The sequence below is a fragment of the Rhizomicrobium sp. genome, from assembly GCF_056722145.1.
The window spans coordinates 1-16,911 of the sequence record NZ_JBWZET010000001.1 but is presented as its reverse complement, the minus strand read 5'-3'; the positions used below and the strand labels follow the sequence as shown (position 1 = coordinate 16,911).

The 16,911-nt window shown below is 64.6% G+C and carries 17 protein-coding genes, 1 other RNA gene and 1 pseudogene; 6 read left to right on the top strand and 13 right to left on the bottom strand.

The window, feature by feature from the left end:
• The 10 genes and pseudogenes from AC1P6P_RS00095 to tkt form a co-directional block, all read right to left on the bottom strand.
• Window positions 1-302, bottom strand: a pseudogene (locus tag AC1P6P_RS00095) (hypothetical protein); the annotation flags it as partial.
• A gap of 57 nt (window positions 303-359) precedes the next feature.
• On the bottom strand, window positions 360-1,166 hold the full coding sequence (locus AC1P6P_RS00090) for an inositol monophosphatase family protein (protein ID WP_481400394.1): 807 nt from the start codon (window positions 1,164-1,166) through the stop codon (window positions 360-362).
• Window positions 1,166-1,735, bottom strand: coding sequence for an elongation factor P (gene efp, locus AC1P6P_RS00085; RefSeq protein ID WP_481400393.1), 570 nt, complete (start codon window positions 1,733-1,735; stop codon window positions 1,166-1,168). The genes AC1P6P_RS00090 and efp overlap by 1 nt, the downstream gene beginning before the upstream one ends.
• 89 nt (window positions 1,736-1,824) lie before the next feature.
• Complete coding sequence (locus tag AC1P6P_RS00080) at window positions 1,825-3,009, bottom strand: glycosyltransferase family 87 protein (protein ID WP_481400392.1); 1,185 nt, start codon at window positions 3,007-3,009, stop codon at window positions 1,825-1,827.
• Between the two features lie 137 nt (window positions 3,010-3,146).
• Window positions 3,147-4,223, bottom strand: a complete 1,077-nt coding sequence (gene fbaA, locus AC1P6P_RS00075; RefSeq protein WP_481400391.1) for a class II fructose-bisphosphate aldolase — start codon at window positions 4,221-4,223, stop codon at window positions 3,147-3,149.
• A gap of 85 nt (window positions 4,224-4,308) precedes the next feature.
• Window positions 4,309-4,932, bottom strand: a complete 624-nt coding sequence (gene thiE, locus AC1P6P_RS00070) for a thiamine phosphate synthase (protein ID WP_481400390.1) — start codon at window positions 4,930-4,932, stop codon at window positions 4,309-4,311.
• Between the two features lie 284 nt (window positions 4,933-5,216).
• Window positions 5,217-6,134 (bottom strand): class I fructose-bisphosphate aldolase, encoded by a 918-nt coding sequence (locus tag AC1P6P_RS00065; protein ID WP_481400389.1) that lies wholly within the window; start codon window positions 6,132-6,134, stop codon window positions 5,217-5,219.
• A gap of 85 nt (window positions 6,135-6,219) precedes the next feature.
• Window positions 6,220-7,419, bottom strand: a complete 1,200-nt coding sequence (locus tag AC1P6P_RS00060) for a phosphoglycerate kinase (protein ID WP_481400388.1) — start codon at window positions 7,417-7,419, stop codon at window positions 6,220-6,222.
• A gap of 161 nt (window positions 7,420-7,580) precedes the next feature.
• Window positions 7,581-8,588 (bottom strand): type I glyceraldehyde-3-phosphate dehydrogenase, encoded by a 1,008-nt coding sequence (gap, locus tag AC1P6P_RS00055; RefSeq protein WP_481400387.1) that lies wholly within the window; start codon window positions 8,586-8,588, stop codon window positions 7,581-7,583.
• A gap of 52 nt (window positions 8,589-8,640) precedes the next feature.
• A complete protein-coding gene (tkt, locus tag AC1P6P_RS00050; protein ID WP_481400386.1) occupies window positions 8,641-10,638 on the bottom strand; it encodes a transketolase in 1,998 nt (665 codons plus the stop codon).
• Between the two features lie 372 nt (window positions 10,639-11,010).
• Here tkt and AC1P6P_RS00045 point away from each other — a divergent pair, with 372 nt between their 5' ends.
• Window positions 11,011-11,280 (top strand): DUF4164 family protein, encoded by a 270-nt coding sequence (locus AC1P6P_RS00045; protein WP_481400385.1) that lies wholly within the window; start codon window positions 11,011-11,013, stop codon window positions 11,278-11,280.
• 71 nt (window positions 11,281-11,351) lie between these two features.
• Entirely contained in the window at window positions 11,352-11,711 is a 360-nt protein-coding gene (locus AC1P6P_RS00040; protein ID WP_481400384.1) for a cell division protein ZapA, read from the top strand.
• 121 nt (window positions 11,712-11,832) lie between these two features.
• On the opposite strand, the gene AC1P6P_RS00035 is transcribed toward AC1P6P_RS00040, so the two are convergent.
• On the bottom strand, window positions 11,833-13,032 hold the full coding sequence (locus tag AC1P6P_RS00035; RefSeq protein ID WP_481400383.1) for a hypothetical protein: 1,200 nt from the start codon (window positions 13,030-13,032) through the stop codon (window positions 11,833-11,835).
• Window positions 13,033-13,171: 139 nt separating this feature from the next.
• On the opposite strand from AC1P6P_RS00035, the gene ssrS reads away from it, so the two are divergent.
• The 3 genes from ssrS (at window position 13,172) to AC1P6P_RS00020 (ending at window position 15,090) form a co-directional block, all read left to right on the top strand.
• Window positions 13,172-13,329: non-coding RNA, 6S RNA (gene ssrS, locus AC1P6P_RS00030), on the top strand.
• Window positions 13,330-13,489: 160 nt separating this feature from the next.
• A complete protein-coding gene (locus tag AC1P6P_RS00025; protein WP_481400382.1) occupies window positions 13,490-14,494 on the top strand; it encodes a PEP-CTERM sorting domain-containing protein in 1,005 nt (334 codons plus the stop codon).
• A gap of 38 nt (window positions 14,495-14,532) precedes the next feature.
• On the top strand, window positions 14,533-15,090 hold the full coding sequence (locus tag AC1P6P_RS00020; RefSeq protein ID WP_481400381.1) for a 5-formyltetrahydrofolate cyclo-ligase: 558 nt from the start codon (window positions 14,533-14,535) through the stop codon (window positions 15,088-15,090).
• Window positions 15,091-15,093: 3 nt separating this feature from the next.
• On the opposite strand, the gene AC1P6P_RS00015 is transcribed toward AC1P6P_RS00020, so the two are convergent.
• Window positions 15,094-15,663 carry an HAD family hydrolase gene (locus AC1P6P_RS00015; protein WP_481400380.1) on the bottom strand — a complete coding sequence of 190 codons (570 nt, stop codon included), beginning with the start codon at window positions 15,661-15,663 and terminating at the stop codon, window positions 15,094-15,096.
• Window positions 15,664-15,674: 11 nt separating this feature from the next.
• Window positions 15,675-16,346, bottom strand: coding sequence for a methyltransferase family protein (locus tag AC1P6P_RS00010; protein ID WP_481400379.1), 672 nt, complete (start codon window positions 16,344-16,346; stop codon window positions 15,675-15,677).
• 85 nt (window positions 16,347-16,431) lie between these two features.
• On the opposite strand from AC1P6P_RS00010, the gene AC1P6P_RS00005 reads away from it, so the two are divergent.
• Window positions 16,432-16,911, top strand: a 480-nt coding sequence (locus AC1P6P_RS00005; protein ID WP_481400378.1) for a YmdB family metallophosphoesterase, incomplete at its 3' end; no start/stop codon positions are given.

Genomic DNA, 16,911 nt, shown 5'->3' with positions numbered 1-16,911 from the left:
GGCGTCACGGCGGCGGCGCGCTGCCGTTTCGGCTTGGGTGGCGGAGCCGCCGCAACCGTGGGCGCCGGGGTTGTGGCGGTCGTCGCCGCCGGCTTTTTGGGGCGGTGATGACCCGGCGGGCGCAAGTGGATCGCCTCATCCTGCCAGGGCTGCAGCAGCGGCGGCACATAGCGGCTCTGGCCGGTCGCCGGATCGATCAGGGTCTGGCCGGCGGCGTCGCCGTTTACGGTCACGTCATCGTTTTGCGCCCAGGCCGGAGCGGCCAGGACGAGGGCGAGAGTCAGAGTGGGGACGATGCGCATGGGAATCAGCCGAGCCTCACGAGGCGAACGCCACCATAATCACCTCGCCGCTGCGTCTCAACCGAACGGGTTCTGCACCAGCTTCATCAGCAGGGGATGCAGGGTCTCGTTGGCGGCCAGGACGTCGCCGTTGCTGAAGGGATCGGACGAGCCGTCGAGGTTGGTAACGAGCCCGCCCGCCTCTTTCACCAAGAGGATGCCGGCAGCAATGTCCCAGGCGTTGAGGCCGCGCTCCCAGAACGCGTCAAAACGTCCCGCCGCCGTGTAGGCGAGGTCGAGCGAGGCCGCGCCGCAGCGCCTAATGCCGGAGGTGCGCGAAACCACCGCCTTCACCTCGGCCAGGCTGCGCTCGCGCTCGGCGTCGGTGCCGCGGGCCATGTAGGGAATGCCGGTGGCGATCAGGGTCTCGGGCAGGCTCTTGCGGGCGGCGACACGCAGGCGCTTGTCGTTGAGATAGGCGCCATGGCCCTTTTCGGCGACGAACAGGTCGTCGGAAATGGGATTGTAGACCACCGCCGACTGCAGCTGGCCTTCACGTTCCAGCGCGATGGAAATCGCGAAGATCGGCACGCCGTGGAGGAAATTGGTGGTGCCGTCGATCGGATCGATGATGAAGCGATGGGTCTTGTCCGAGCCTTCGCGATAGCCGCCTTCCTCGCCGAGGAAGCCATAGCCGGGACGCGCCTTGGTCAGCTCCTCGAACAGGATGCGCTCGGTGCGTTCGTCGGCATTGGACACGAAATCCGCCGGGCCCTTGTGGCTGATCTGCAGGTTTTCGAGTTCGCCGAAGTCGCGCACCAAAGGACGCGCCGCCTTGCGGGCCGCGCCAACCATCACGTTCAGGGCAGGAGAGAGGTAGGGCATCAGATTTCAGCTCTTTTCACGTAACTGCCGTCTTCGGTCGACACGACGACCTTGGTGCCCGCATCGATGAACGGGGGAACCTGGATCTTGAGGCCGTTTTCGAGCACGGCGCTCTTGTAGGAGGGGGCCGCGGTGCCGCCGCGCATCACCGGATCGGCCTCGGTGACGGTCAGGACCACCTGCAGCGGCATCTGCACGCCGATCGGCTTGTCTGCATAGCTCGTCACCATGACCTTCATGCCGTCGGTGAGGAACTGGGCGCGTTCGCCGACGAAATCCTTCTGCAGTTCGATCTGCTCGTAGGTGTTGATGTCCATGAACACCAGCATTTCGCCTTCGGCATAGAGGAACTGATAGTCCTTCTTCTCGAGATAGACCTCGTCGACGGTCTCGTCCGAGCGGAAGCGCTGGTTCAGCTTGGTGCCGGTGATGATGTTCTTGAGTTCGACCTGATTGTAGGCGCCACCCTTGCCGGGCTTGACCGCCTGCGTCTTCACCGCGATCCAGAGGCCGCCATCGTATTCGACGAGCGTGCCGGGGCGGATTTCGTTGCCTGCGATTTTGGCCATGATGTACCTCGTGGGCGACCGGGATCGCTCCCGGCGCGGGAAATTCAGGTCGTGAGAAAGAGCGCGCGGGTGATAGCAGGCTTGCCCGGTCAGGGCAATTGCGCGGCCGGGCTCGGCTTCGCCAGGGCGGCCACAAGGCGCACCAGGAAAAGCGCCAGGAACGGGGCACCGAGCGGCAAATGGACTTCGCCGGCCGCGACCAGGGTCAGCGGTGCCGTCCATACTGCCACCAGGAGAACCCGGTCCCAGAAACCGGTGAAACGCGGCCACAACATCGCCGTCAGCCAGCCGAACGCCACCATGTCGTAGTTGAAACTGTAAGGCGAGGCGATCACCGAGGCGGTCAGCAGCACGGCCGCGGACAACACCGGATCGCGGCGTTTGAGATACGTCCAGATTACCGCGCCGATACCGAACAGGGTGAACGGAACCTGGATCTTCCAGCACAGCGCCAGCGGCAGGCCCATCATGCGGCCGTGCATGAAACCGGTCGGCATCATGGTGAGGAAACCGCCGCCGTAATCGAGCACGCCGCGCTGCACCGGCACCACCATGTGGAAATAGTCCGGCCAGATATGGGCGCCGAACACCGCGGCCGTCACGCCCGCCAGCACCAGCGCCATGGCGCCTGCCGCCACGAGTGTGCGCCAGCGTCCGCTCGCCACCAGTGCCAAGGGATAGAGCAGCACCAGATGCGGCTTCATCAGCATCAGGCCGAGAATGGCGCCGCTGAGAAGCGGGCGCTCGTCGAGGAAGCGGAAGAACAGGATCAGCACCGCGGCGGTGAAGAAGCCGGTCTGACCGCTGTAGAGATTGGCCGCCACCACCGGCGCCGCCGCCACCAGCAGCAGAAAGCGCGCCGATTTGTCGAAGCTGGCCGAGGCCGCGACATAGGCCGCATAACCGATCAGCGACCACAGCGCCAACGCCGTCACATAATCGAAGTGGCCGAGCGGCCAGATGAACAACAGCAGCGCCGGCGGATAGGACCAATTGTGCGGCGGCATCGGCCCCAGCGTATGCAGCAGCGCCAGATTGTGGGCATCGACATTGAGCAGGGCATTGAGGTTGCCGCTCAACACGGCGCGCGCGCCCATCCAGGTGTTGACGAAATCGCGCCCGAGCATGTAGCCCCAGCGGTCGCGCGGCGGATGGGCGTGGCTGAGATAATCGCCGAAGAACAGGACAAGCCCGGCAAGGCCGATCGCAGCGATGATCAGCCCGCCATCGCGACGCCGCAGCCACGCCATCAGCTTTATGCTCGCCTTCACCATGGCCCCCTCAGGGTTCCGGTTTTATTGGCCGGCGAACGCCAGCGCTCCTGCCATCTCGCCGCACCGCTATCATGCCCAATTCCAACAAAAAAGGCGCCCCGTTGCCGGAGCGCCTCATCTGCGGTTTTTGCCGAACCCTATTGCACGACCGACTTGCCGATCGAGCCGAGGTCCTTCATGCATTCTTCCAGGCGCGCCATGATGCCGAGTTCGCCGGCGCGCAGCCACTTGCGCGGGTCGTACAGCTTCTTGTACGGCGCGTTGGTTTCCGGATCGACCTGATACTTGAACGCCTTCGGATTGGCATCGACTTCCGCCGCCACCGCATGGGCGAAGGCGAACTGCATGTCGGTGTCGATGTTCATCTTGAAGACGCCGTAGGAGACCGCCTCGGCGATCTGTTCCTTCGGGCTGCCCGAGCCGCCGTGGAAGACGAGATCGAGCGGGTTCTTGTTGAGGTCGTGCTTCTTGGCGACCAGTTCCTGCGAATTCTTCAGGATCACCGGGCGCAGCTTGACGTTGCCGGGCGCATAGACGCCGTGGACGTTGCCGAACGACGCCGCGACCGAGAAGTGGCCGATCGGCGACAGCACTTCATAGGCGCGCAGCACGTCTTCCGGCTGGGTATACAGTTTCGGATTGCCGACATCGCCTTCTTCGAGCTCATGGCCGATGCCGTCTTCCTCGCCGCCGGTGACGCCGAGTTCGATTTCGAGGCTCATGCCCATCGGCGCCAGGCGCTTGAGGACGCGGGCGCATTCCTTGAGATTGTCTTCGAGCGGCTCGCTCGACAGATCGACCATATGCGAGGAATAGAGCGGCTTGCCGGTCTTGGCGAAATGCTCTTCCGACACGTCGATCAAACCATCGACCCACGGCAGCAGCTTGCGATTGGCGTGGTCGGTGTGGAGCACGACGCAGACGCCGTATTCTTCCGCCAACAGATGAACGTGCTTGGCGATCGAGGTCGAGCCCGCAACGCGCGCCTTGTGCGCATCGGGTGCGCCTTCGCCGGCATAGAAGCGGGCGCCGCCGTTCGACATCTGGATGATGATGTCCGACTTCGCCTTGGCCGCGCCTTCGAGCACGGCATTGAGGACGTTGGACGAAACCACGTTCACGGCGGGAAGGGCATAGCCGCCCTCTTTCGCGGCGGCGATCAGTTGGCGATATTCCTTGCCGGTCACGACGCCGGGCTTCAGCTTGACGGTCATGTCGTCCTCATCATCTCTTCGGGGGCTTAAATAGCCGCGTGAATACGGCAAAACAACGCCGCCGACGTGCGTCAAAGATAGGCAGCTAAAACAAAGCGTTAAAGGCGCGCACCGCGGCGGCGGGGCCGGCCGGATGGGCCCAGATTCCGCTCGAAACGGCGAGAAAATCGGCACCGGCCGCGATGAGCGGGGCGGCATTTTCCACGGTGATGCCGCCGATGGCGACGACCGGCACCGTCATCATCTCGGCCCACCACTGCAACACCTCGATTTCACACGATGTTTTCGGGTCCTTGGTGGTCGTCGGATAGAACGCGCCGAAGGCGATATAGTCGGCCCCGGCCTCGCCCGCTTCCATCGCGAGGTGGCGCGAATTGTGGCAGGTGACCCCGACGATGCGGTCCGGCCCGACCAGCTTACGGGTTTCTGCGTAGGCCATGTCGTCTTGTCCGATATGGACACCGTCGGTTCCGAGCCTGGCGGCGAGGTCGGGGCAGTCGTTGAGCAGGAACGCAACGTCGCGCGATTGGGCCACCGGCATCAAAACGTCGACCGCCCGGGCGATATCGTCGTCGGGCACCTCCTTGAGGCGAAGCTGCACCGAGGCGACGTCGCCGGCATCGAGCGCGCGCTTCAGCGTCTCGGCAAAGGCGGCGGGTTCCAGCGCGGGCGGAGTAATGAGGTAGAGACGGCAGGGTTCATGTTGCATTGTCATCCCCGGCGACCGGGCGGAGCGCAGCGCGCGCCGACTGGGCGGGAAGGGGACCCAGGTGGTGAAGCCCAGGTCGGGTTGACGAAATCGAGCGCCGTTGTAGCGCAAAGCGTGCGGATAACACCACGGCACAATCATGTCATGGCCCGCCAATGCGGGCCATCCAGGTCACGCATGCGCTGCAGGTTCAGAGCGAGCCGGGAACTCCACACCAACGGTAGAGCAACACAACCCGGGTCGCCCGCATTCGCGGGGCGATGACACCCTGAATGGGCTGACGATCAGCCCCGATACACTTCCACCAGCTTCTCCAGCAGCGTCAGTGCGTCTGCTTTCGAGCGCTGGAACGAATTGCGGCCGATGATGGAGCCGTTGCCGCCGCCGGCTTTGATCGCCTTGGCCTGCTCGATAAGCCCGGCCTCATCGGCCTTGGCGCCGCCCGAGAACACGACCACGCGCCGCCCGCCGAGTGCGGCTTTCATCACCAGACGGATGCGGTCGGTCAGCGTTGCGGTCGGCACGTTGGCGCCGTGGTACAGCTCCTCCACATCGTGGGCCTCGACGAACGCGGTCGGCAGCTTGACCTTGATGATGTGAGCGCCGAGCAGCGCCGCCATCTGCGTCGCGTAGGTGGCGATATCGATGGCGGTCTCGCCATCCTTCGATAATTCCTCGCCGCGCGGATAGGACCAGATCACCGTCGGCAGGCCGACATCCTTTGCCGCCGCCACGAACTCGCGGGCGGTCTCGAACATGTCGTAGGATTTGAGCGAACCGGGATAGATGGTGAGCCCGACGGCGACGCAGCCGAGGCGCAGCGCATCGCGCACGGTGGCGGTGACCGCCTGCGTCTTGGGGCCTTCTTTCGGATACAGCAGGTTCGCCGAGTTCACTTTCAGGATCAGCGGAATGCGGCCCGCAAACGTCGCAGCGCCGGCTTCCAGCATGCCGAGCGGCGAGGCGAATGCCGACAGGCCGGCGTCGATGGCGAGCTGGAAATGGTAATGCGGATCGTAGGCCGGCGGATTGGGCACGAAGCAGCGGTCGGGGCCGTGCTCGAAGCCCTGGTCCACCGGCAGGATGACGAGCTTGCCGGTGCCGCCGAGCTTGCCGTGGTACAGCATGCGGGCGAGATTGGTCTTCACGCCCGGATTGTCGCTCTCGTACCAGGACAGGATTTTTTCAACGGCGTCAGTCATCGCGCATCCTCAAAAGAAAAGCCCCCGTTCCGCATGGAACAGGGGCTCACTGTAGGACGCTCACCCTTCGGTTGCGAAGGGAAAACTACTTCACCGCCAGCGCCACGACGCCCGGCAGTTCCAGGCCTTCCAGCCATTCGAGGAAGGCACCGCCGGCGGTCGAAACGTAGCTGAACTTGTCGGCAACCTTAGCGGTGTTGAGGGCCGAGACGGTGTCGCCGCCGCCGGCAACCGACAACAGCTTGCCGGCCTGGGTCGCATCGGCCACCGCGGTCGCGGCGCCGACGGTGCCGGCGTCGAACGGCGGGATTTCAAAGGCGCCGAACGGGCCGTTCCACACCACGGTCTTGGTGGTGGTGAGGATCTTCTTGAACTCTTCCACCGACGCCGGGCCGACGTCGAGGATCATCTCGTCGTCCTTGACGTCATCCACCGAGGCGATGCGATGGGCGGCACCGGCCTTGAATTCCTTGGCGCAGGCGGCATCGACCGGCAGCACGATCTGCTTGCCGGAATTCTTGGCGGCTTCCAGGGTCTTCAGCGCGGTCGGGAACTGATCGGCTTCGCACAGCGACTTGCCGATATTCTTGCCCTGGGCGGCGAGGAAGGTGTTGGCCATGGCGCCGCCGATCACCAGGATGTCGACGCGCTTCAAGAGGTTTTCCAGAACGCCGATCTTGGACGAAATCTTGGCGCCGCCGACGACGGCCATCACCGGGCGCACCGGGGTCTCCAAGGCCTTCGACAGGGCGGTGAGTTCGGCCTGCATCGAGCGGCCGGCGGCGTTCGGCAACAGGTGGGCAACGCCCTCGGTGGAGGCATGGGCGCGGTGGGCACTCGAGAAGGCGTCGTTGACATAGATGTCGGCCAGCGCCGCCATCTGCTTGGCCAGTTCCGGATCGTTCTTCTCTTCACCGGCATGGAAGCGGGTGTTTTCGAGCAGGAGCACGTCGCCGGCGTTCATCTTGGCGACCGCGGCTTCGGCCACCGGGCCGACGCAATCCTCGGCGAAGGCGACCGGCTTGCCGATGATCTTGGACAGCGGCGCGGCGACCGGCTTCAGACTCATCGACGGCACGACCTTGCCCTTGGGACGATCGAAGTGCGAGCAGATGATGACCTTGGCGCCCTTGGCGACGAGATCGGTGATGGTGGGCGCCTGGCGCTCGATGCGGGTCGTCGAGGTGACGACGCCGTCCTTCATCGGCACGTTGAAGTCGGCGCGGACGAGCACGCGCTTGCCGGCAACGTCGAGGTCGTCGATGGTGTGGAAGGTGGTGGCCATGGAAAGAGGTCCTTCGGGTTGGTGGGGGCCGTCATGGGCCCGCCGGATATTTCGGGCGCGCCGTCATGGGCGCACGGGAGGAATGAAAAGGGCGCGGGAAGCCATGAAAAGCCTCGCGCGCCCGAAAGGGTAGGGGCGCCGGAGCGCCCCTCGTATTACGTTCAGATGAACTTCGCGAGGCAGAGGGCCGTGTCGACCATGCGGTTCGAGAAGCCCCACTCGTTGTCGTACCAGGAATAGACCGCGGCCATGTTGCCTTCGATCACCTTGGTCTGCGGCGCCATGAAGGACGACGAGGCCGGGCAGCCGTTGAAGTCGCTCGACACCAGCGGATCTTCGACGTAGTCGAGGATGCCCTTCAAGAAGCCTTCCGAGGCTTCCTTCATCTTGGCGTTGATCTCTTCCTTGGTCGCGTTGTTCTTGAGCACGACCTTGAGATCGACCAGCGAAACGTTCGGGGTCGGGACGCGCACCGAGATGCCGTCGAGCTTGCCCTTCAGTTCCGGCAGCACCAGGCCGACGGCCTTGGCGGCGCCGGTCGAGGTCGGGATCATCGACAGACCCGCAGCGCGGGCGCGATAGAGATCCTTGTGCAGCGTGTCCAGCGTCGGCTGGTCGCCGGTGTAGGAGTGGATCGTGGTCATGATGCCCTTCTCGATGCCGAAATTGTCATTCAGCACCTTGGCGACCGGGGCGAGACCGTTGGTCGTGCAGGAGGCATTGGACACGACCAGGTGATCCTTGGTCAGCTTGTCGTGGTTGACGCCGTAGACGACGGTCAGGTCGGCGCCGTCCGACGGGGCCGAAACCAGCACGCGCTTGGCACCGGCGGTCAGGTGCATCGCCGCCTTGTCGCGGGCCGAGAAGATGCCCGTGCATTCCATTGCGATGTCGACGCCGAGATCCTTATGCGGCAGCTGCGTGGGATCCTTGATCGCCGTCACTTTGATCTTATGACCGGCGACGGTCATGATATCGCCATCCACCGACACCGACGCGTCGAGACGGCCGTGCACCGAGTCATAGCGCAGCAGATGCGCATTGGTGGCGACCGGGCCGAGGTCGTTGATCGCGACGACTTCGATATCGCGACGACCGGACTTCACGATAGAACGCAACACCAACCGACCGATGCGGCCGAAGCCGTTGATAGCAACACGAATGGCCATATGTACCTCCTAGAATCCCTTCATTTGACAGCGCTGACTTAAGCCTCAAACATCACCGTTTCAATGCACTTTTTGCCGCCTCTACCGCATGTTCGGCAGTTATGCCGAAGTGCTTGTAAACTTCCTTGGCCGGTCCCGAGGCGCCAAAGCCCGACATGCCCACGAAAGCGCCATCAGAACCAATGTAGCGGTCCCAACCAAACCGCAATCCTGCCTCAATTGCCACTTTTACCGTGCCGGTGCCGAGCACGCTTTCACGGTATGTTGCGCTTTGTTGCTCGAACAGTTCCCACGACGGCATCGACACCACGCGCGCCGCGATTCCTTCGGCCGCCAAGAGGTCGCGCGCCTTGAACGCGACTTCGACTTCCGAGCCGGTTGCCATCAGCGTCACTTTCGCGTTCGGCGCGTCGGCAGCGACATAGGCGCCCTTGGCCGCGAGGTTCTCGTCGGTGTGCAGGGTACGGAACGTCGCCATGTTCTGGCGCGACAGGATCATCGCGCTGGGATGGTTCTTGTCGGCGAGCGCGGTGGCCCAGACTTCGGCGGTTTCGACGACGTCGGCAGGGCGATAGACGCGCAGTCCCGGAATGGCACGCAATGCGGCGACGTGTTCGACCGGCTGATGGGTCGGGCCGTCTTCGCCGACGCCGATCGAGTCATGGGTGAAGACATAGATGACGCGAATGCCCATCAGCGCCGACAGCCGCACGGCATGGCGGCAGTAGTCGGAGAACACCAGGAAGGTGCCGGCGTAGGGCACGACGCCGCCATGCAGGCAGAGGCCGTTGAGCGCTGCCGCCATGCCGAATTCGCGGATGCCCCAATGAATGTAGCGGCCGGAGAAATCCTCCGGCGTGATGTCCTTGAGGTCCTTGGTCTTGGTGTTGTTCGACGGCGTCAGGTCGGCGGAACCGCCGATGGTCAGCGCCCAGGTGCCGTTGATGGCTTCCAGCGCCATTTCGGAAGCCTTGCGGGTGGCGACCGCCGGCTTTTCTTCCGACGCCTTCTTCTTGACCTCGTTGAGGGCGGCGAGGGTTTCCGCCGGCACATCGGCTTTCAGCGCGGCTTCGAACTCGGCCTTCTTCGCCGAGGCGTCGAAGCGGGCCTGCCATTCGGCATGGGCGCCCTTGCCCCGAACGCCGATGGCACGCCATTCGGCGAGGAGTTCGTCGGGGACGAAGAAGGGTTCGAGCGACGGCCAGCCGAGGTTCTTCTTGGTCGCCAGCACTTCGTCGGCGCCGAGCGGTTCGCCGTGGGCCTTGGAGGTACCGGCCTTTTTCGGCGAGCCGAAACCGATGGTGGTGCGGCAGGCGATGATCACCGGCTTGTCTCTGGTCTGCGCCCAGGTCAGGGCCTCGGCGATCTCGTCGGCATTCTGCCCGTCGATGCGGCGCGTCGCCCAGTTGGCGGCCTCGAAGCGCTTGATGGTGTCGGTCGAATCCGACAGCGAGGTCGCACCGTCGATCGAGATGTGGTTGTCATCATAGAGCAGCACCAGCTTGCTCAGCTTGAGATGGCCGGCGAGGGTGATCGCCTCGTGGCTGATGCCCTCCATCAGATCGCCGTCGCCGGCGAAGACGTAGGTCTTGTGGTTGACCAGCTCATCGCCATAGCGCGCCGCGAGAATGCGTTCGGCCATCGCCATGCCGACGGCGTTCGCCAAGCCTTGGCCGAGTGGGCCGGTGGTGGTTTCGATGCCCGGCAGCATGCCGAATTCGGGATGACCGGCGCAGTGGCTGGTCAGCTTGCGGAAGCCCTTGAGGTCGTCGAGGCGGATCTTGGGATAGCCATTCAGGTAGAGCAGCGAATAGATCAGCATCGAGCCATGGCCGCCCGACAACACGAAGCGGTCGCGATCCGGCCACTGCGGGTCGGTGGCGTCGAACTTGAGGAATTTCGAGAACAGCACGGTGGCGACATCGGCCATGCCGAGCGGCAGACCGGGGTGACCGGAATTGGCCGCCTGCACGCCGTCCATGGCGAGAACGCGAATGGCGTTGGCCAGGAGGCGCGTATGGTCCTGGAAGGATGGGGTCGTGCTGCTCATGGGAGGTACCTTCTCTGGTCGGTTTTTGGTTTATGGTAGCGTTACCGTCGCGCCTTTGTGCGGCCGGCTGCCGGGGCCGTCAAGACCGCGCAATCGCGCTGACGGCGGCAAGCTCTGCTCACGCCGCAACGCCTGAACCGGCTCCGGTGCAGCAGAACGGCCCGGCCCGGAAATCGTCGCGGATAAGCACGTTGAGAATCGCGCGGTTGGATCATCGGCCGCCGCTGAAACTGCTTGGCAGGCTTAAACGTGGCTTTGCCTGGGTCGTCAAGGGTCTCCACAGGAGTTATTGCACGGCTGCGTTGACCCTCCTGCGGCGGCGTGTCTAAGGTCGGATAAGGCCTTGCACCCGTTGGGAACAAAGGAGACGCCGTGAGCAGATTGGAAGTGGCCGCAGAGCGGCTGGCCAAGGCTCTGGATGCACTGGAAGAAGCGGCTGAACCCCTGCTCAAGGCGCGCGAATCGGCCGCGGCTGCGGAAGCGCGGATCGCCCGCCTCGATGCCGAGCGCGAGGAACTGGTGGCTCGGGTGGCCGCGCTGGAAGACGATGCCCGTTCGCTCACCGGGTTGACCGAGGAAGTGGAGGGCCGACTCGACGGCGCCATTGCCGAAATCCGCGCCGCGCTCGGCCGCGGCGGCTGACTCAAACTTGTCACTTCCGGCCGCATCCGACCGGTGGCTTGTTGATTTCGTTGCAGATTCGGAGGTTTTGCATGCCCCTCGTCAATGTCATGGTGAACGGACGGGCTTACACGATCGCCTGCGACGATGGCGAAGAAGAGCATCTCAAGGCGCTCGCCGCCGAGGTCGACAGCAAAATCCAGGAACTTCTGGGTTCCGTCGGGCAGGTCGGCGACCAGCGCCTGATCCTGATGGCGGCTCTCTTGCTGGCCGACGAACTCCACGCCGCCACGGCGCAGCTTGAAACCGCGCGCCAGGAGCTGGCGGGCGAAAAAAGCCAGCACGCCGAAGCCAGCGGCCGGGTTGCCGAATCCGAAAGCCTCGCCGCCGATGTGCTGGAAAACGCCGTCAAGCGGATCGAGGACATCGCCGCGAAACTGAAAGCGGCCTAGCACGTCGGACGTTCAAGCGAGATCATTCTTTCCTCCCCCGCTTTTTTGCCGGCGGAGCGGCGTGAAAGGATCTGTCGGCGCGGGGGAGGAAAGATGAACGACGTGATCTCGTGTGAATGTTCTAGCACGGCGGCTGCGGCGGCAGCCCCGGCGGCGCGGCGTGCCCGGTTGGGTCCAGCGCGACGCCATCAAGGCCGGTTCCTGCCAGTGGCTCGAACAGGATTTGTTCAGCGAGCTTTTTCGCGGTAATGACGCCGGCCTGAATGCCGAGCTCGGCATCGCGCACCAGCATGGCAGCGGACTTTTTCTGCGCCAGCATCAGCCGTAACGCGGCTTCGCGCGTCGCTCCTTTGGCAATCCAGAAGCATTCAAGCCCCGGGATGGCGTTGGGGTAGTACACCGCGGCCCCGTCACCGGTTTGTGCCCGGGCTTGGTCCATGTGTTTCTGCAGGGCACACCACAGTTCCTCCTCCGTCGTCAGATTGAGCAGGTCGACATAGGCGCTGTTTCGGCGGACGGCGATTTGGTGCTTGAAAACCTTGTAATCCTGGACGGCGTGGAACCGTCCCGTGTTGTCGGTGATGCATACCCAATTGATGGGCGGCAGCGGGGGCTGGGGCTTGCGGTGCTTCAGTTTTTTTGCGGTGGTGTCGTGCCAGTCCTCGAGCTCTTTGATCTGCTCGGCGAGGCGCTCGATGGTGTAGTGGCCGTTCGGCGGGTTCGCGAGCTGTCGCAGGATGACCATCCATTCGCCGGCGTTCTTCGTGCCGAGGCGGATATTGTAATTGGGGTGGGACGTTTGGCCGTGCCACAGCGGGCGATAGGGCTCGAAGGCTATGGGGTCGGCTTCGAGCAGGGTATCGGGCATGGCGGGGGCCGCCAGGCTGCCGATCACCTTCTCAGCCAGTTCGATTCGGGTGCCGCGCAGGCTCGATACGAACAAAGCGGTCGCGAAGCCGGCGACGGCAGCCGAGCCCATGCTGGCGCTGCCGGCGGCATAGGGCTCGCCGACCCAGCCTCTGAGCGCCATGTGAAGCAGCCCGAAGACGGCCGGCGCGAGCGTGGCGACGACCAGCACGCAACCGGAATAGGTCAGCGCCGTCCGCGCCTTGCCGAGCCAAACTTGGCGCCGAAGTCGGCGGCGTTCGCGGCGGTGACGGCGTTCGTTGGCCTTGCGCTTGAGGGCGACGCGCTGACTGCGGAAGGTGTTTTCGACGCCCCAGCGGATGTCTTTTGAGAACAGAAAGATGCCCCACGCCAGGAGCGTCAAGCTCGCTAACGTCAATCCCCACAACACCAGGCGCAGTTCGAACGGATTCATCGCCCTACCCCGGCGCAACCTTACCACCCTCACGCTAATCGGCTAGGGTTGAAGCTTGCGCGGGAAACTTGCCCAATCGTGGTTAATCGCACCGCCCCGATTGTGATGGCGCCGCCACTGCCCTACATTGGAATGAGGACAGGTACTGCCTCGTGCGTCAGGATCGTGATGCCCAGGGGCCTTAATGGTACTCACCGGGAGCTGTCCCTGACCGAGGCCGTGGCTTCGGACACATGGCGCCCACCTGCACATGCAGGCCCGTGAGGATCGACATCCAACGGCGTTGGCGGTCCTGTCCGCTATCCCCAAAATGACGCCACCGGTTGTCGTCATCGGCGACGACAGTTTTGCCGTGACGGCTGCGGCAGCTTGGCCAAAAGGCTTGCCCGGCGCGGCTTCCGCAATGTGGCATCTGGATTGCTTGTATTAAGGGCGTGTCTTTATCGGGGTGCACGCCATGACTCGCAACCTGCTGTTCGGCGCCGCGGCGCTCGTCGCCCTGATGGGCGCTGCCGATGCCAGTCTGATGCTGACGCCGGCCGGAACCAGCCTCGGTTTCTCGCTGTCGAAGTACTACAGCGATTCCAGCTATTACGGCATTCTCGGAGTCACCTCGGGACCGGGCGGCTTCATTTATGGTGCCGGCTACAGCCATGGCGAGGTGCTGCGGCTGCCTGCCAGCAATGGCCAGACCTATGCCAGCGTGCTGTCGGGTGCGCCGACTCCGGGAACGCCCACCGGCATCGCCAGCGCCGGCGGCAAGCTTTATCTCGGCGTTCTCGGCGGCGGCTATTACAGCGTCGATCCGACCAATTTGAGCCTGACGCCGCTGACCCTGTCGCAAACGGTGTCCCATGCCTATGGCTTGTGGGGCAATCCGGTCACCGGGCACCTGCTCGCCGGCGACGCTTATGGCCTGCTCGACATCGATCCGGTCAGCGGCCATGTCACCATGGTCGGTCCGGCGGCGGGGCTCGATGGCGTCACCGTCTCGACCGACGGCAAGACCGGCTACGGCGAATTCAGCGGGTATATTCGCGGCTACGATCTGGCAACGCCCGATCCGTCGACGCCGGTATTCACTTCGCCCTTCATCCCCGGCGGACCGGACGGCACCGGCGTGATCACCGGCGGCGTGCTGAACGGCGAGATCATCGTCAACAACAACAACGGCGACATCGTTCTGCTCGATCCGGCGACCGGCACGCAGACGATCATTGCCTCGGGCGGCACGCGCGGCGATCTCGTCGGTCCCGACATGACGAGCGGCACGCTGCTGCTCGATTTTTCCTCTGACGGGCTGTGGCGGCTTTCCTACGCCGGCGGCTCGATTGGCGGCGGCGGTGGTGGAGGCGGAGGAGGAGGAGGCGGCGGCAATGGCAATCCGGGCGTGCCCGAACCGGCGACGCTGCTGCTGCTGGCGGCGGGCCTATTCGTCGCTTCGCGCCGGCGCACGAAATAACTTGAGGGGGCGGCGGCGAGGGCTATCTTGCCGCCGTCATGACTGCGAAATCCGATCTGCGCCGCGAGGCGGACCGCCGTCGTCGGGCGCTGGCCCAACCGGCCCACGCGACGCGGCTGGCCGCCTATGCCGATACGCTGGCGCTCCGTCCCGGTGCGGTGGTTGCCGGCTATGCCGCCTTTCGCGACGAGGCCGATCCCCGGCCCTTGATGCTGGCGCTCGCCGCGCGAGGACATCCGCTTGCGCTGCCCGCTATCGTGGCGCCCGCTGCACCGCTGCGCTTTCATCGCTGGTGCGAGAGTGATGCGATGGTCACCCACGCCTATGGCCAGCGCGAACCCCATCCCGATTGCCCGCTGGCGGTTCCCGAGGTGTTGCTGGTGCCGCTGCTGGCGTTCGACGGTGCCGGGCACCGCCTTGGCTATGGCGGCGGCTATTATGACCGCACGCTGGCGGCGTTGCGCGCGGTGGGACTGGTCACCGCGATCGGCATCGCTTATGCGGGCCAGGCGGTCGGTGTCGTGCCGCATGGCGAGCACGACCAGCGCCTCGATGCGGTGCTGACCGAGGACGGTCTTACCCGGTTTTGTCAGTAGGGCTTACAGAACGCCCGCTGCCTTGAGGTCGCCGACCAGTTCGGCCATGCCGCGATATTGCACCGCCTGGATGCCGACGCCGCGCGCCGCGGTGACGTTGACCAGGTTATCGTCGGTGAAGAAGCAGTCCTCCGCCGGCACGCCGAGGCGGCTCGTCATCAGCCGGTAGATGGCGGGATCGGGCTTGGTGACGTGCTCCTCGCAACTGATCACCATGGTATCGAAAAGCCGCTTCAAATCGTGCTTTTCGAGGATCTGGTCAAGAAACGGCCGCATCGCGTTGGAGAGCAGCGCGGTCTTGTAGCGCCCTTTCAGCCGCTCGATCAGCGCCACCATTTCGGGATTGATCTTGACGCAGTCCCAGAACGCGGATTCGAGCGTCGCCGGTGCGGCGCCGGTCAGGTGGGAAAGGTGGTCCAGCACTTCCGCCAGATCGATTTCGCCGCGGTCGGCCCGTTCCACCACGCTGGCCTTGTAGGCGACTGCCGCCTCTTCCGACATGTAGTTCGGCAGTACGAACGGCGTGATTTCCGAACAGATCACACCGAAAAAGTCGAAGACGATCGCTTGCATGGAGTCCTTGGCTACCAGACGAATGGGATGAACCTGTACCGCACCTTGGCCGTGTATTCGCAATAACCCTCAAGATCCCGCTTGAGCAAGCCTTCCTCGAACAGGCTGCGTACAGCGAGCACTGCCACCAGCACCGGGACGCCGGCAAAGCCCCATTTGGAGCCCAGCGTCAGCGGCATGGCGGCGTAGGCAAGGCTGGCGGCGCCGTACATCGGGTGACGCACGATCCGGTAGGGGCCGGTGGCGATGACGTGGTGGCCGCGCTCGGGCTGGGTGCGGACGAAGGCGGTGGCGAAGGTGTTTTCCCGCATCACCCGGATGACGAGCGCAAACGCCACCAGGATCAGCGCTCCGCCCGCAAGATTGGCGCCGAGCGGCAGCTCAGCGGTGCCGTTCCAGCGGGCATCGAGCCCCATCGCAATGAGCCAGCCGAGCAGGGCCAGATTGGCGAGCGGCAACAGGATGCGGTCGAAGGCGGGCTTTTGCTTGCTCCCCAGCCCGCTGCGCTCGCGCAACAGAGCGGGATCGTGGCGGTACAACCACAGCGCCATCGCCAGCGCGCCGCCGCCGAAGGCGGCAATCAGGATCCAGGCGCCGGGCCAGGCGAAGGTTCCCGCCGCCCCCATCAGGAGCGCTCCGGCCATCGCCATCGCGGCGAGGAAATGCATCAGCAATCGCATCATCGCGACCGCTGCGTGCACCCGCCTCGTGGCCGTTTTGTGACGCCGGCGGGCTGGTGCCCGCGGCGTTATATGCTATGAGGGCGCCATGCGCATCCTCTTCATCGGCGACATCATCGGTCGCCCCGGACGGGACGTCGTCGTCAGCGAGCTGCCGCGGCTGAAGGCCCGTCTCACGCCCGATTTCGTCATCGCCAACGGCGAGAACGCGGCTGGCGGCTTCGGCCTCACCCGCGGCGTCGCCGACGAATTGTTCGGCGCCGGTGTCGACGTCATCACCACCGGCAACCATTGGGCCGACCAGCGCGAGATACTCGGTTTCATCGACGACGAGGACCGCATCCTGCGTCCGCGCAATTATCCGCCCGGCGTGCCGGGCAAGGGCGCCGGGCTTTACGAGACCCGCTCCGGTCAGCGCGTGCTGGTCTTGAACCTGATGGGCCGCGTCTTCATGGATGCGCTCGACGATCCCTTCGCCGCCGCCGAACACGAGCTTGGCGCCTGTCCCTTGGGCGAGGGCGCCGATGCGGTGGTGATCGACATGCATGCGGAAGCGACATCCGAGAAG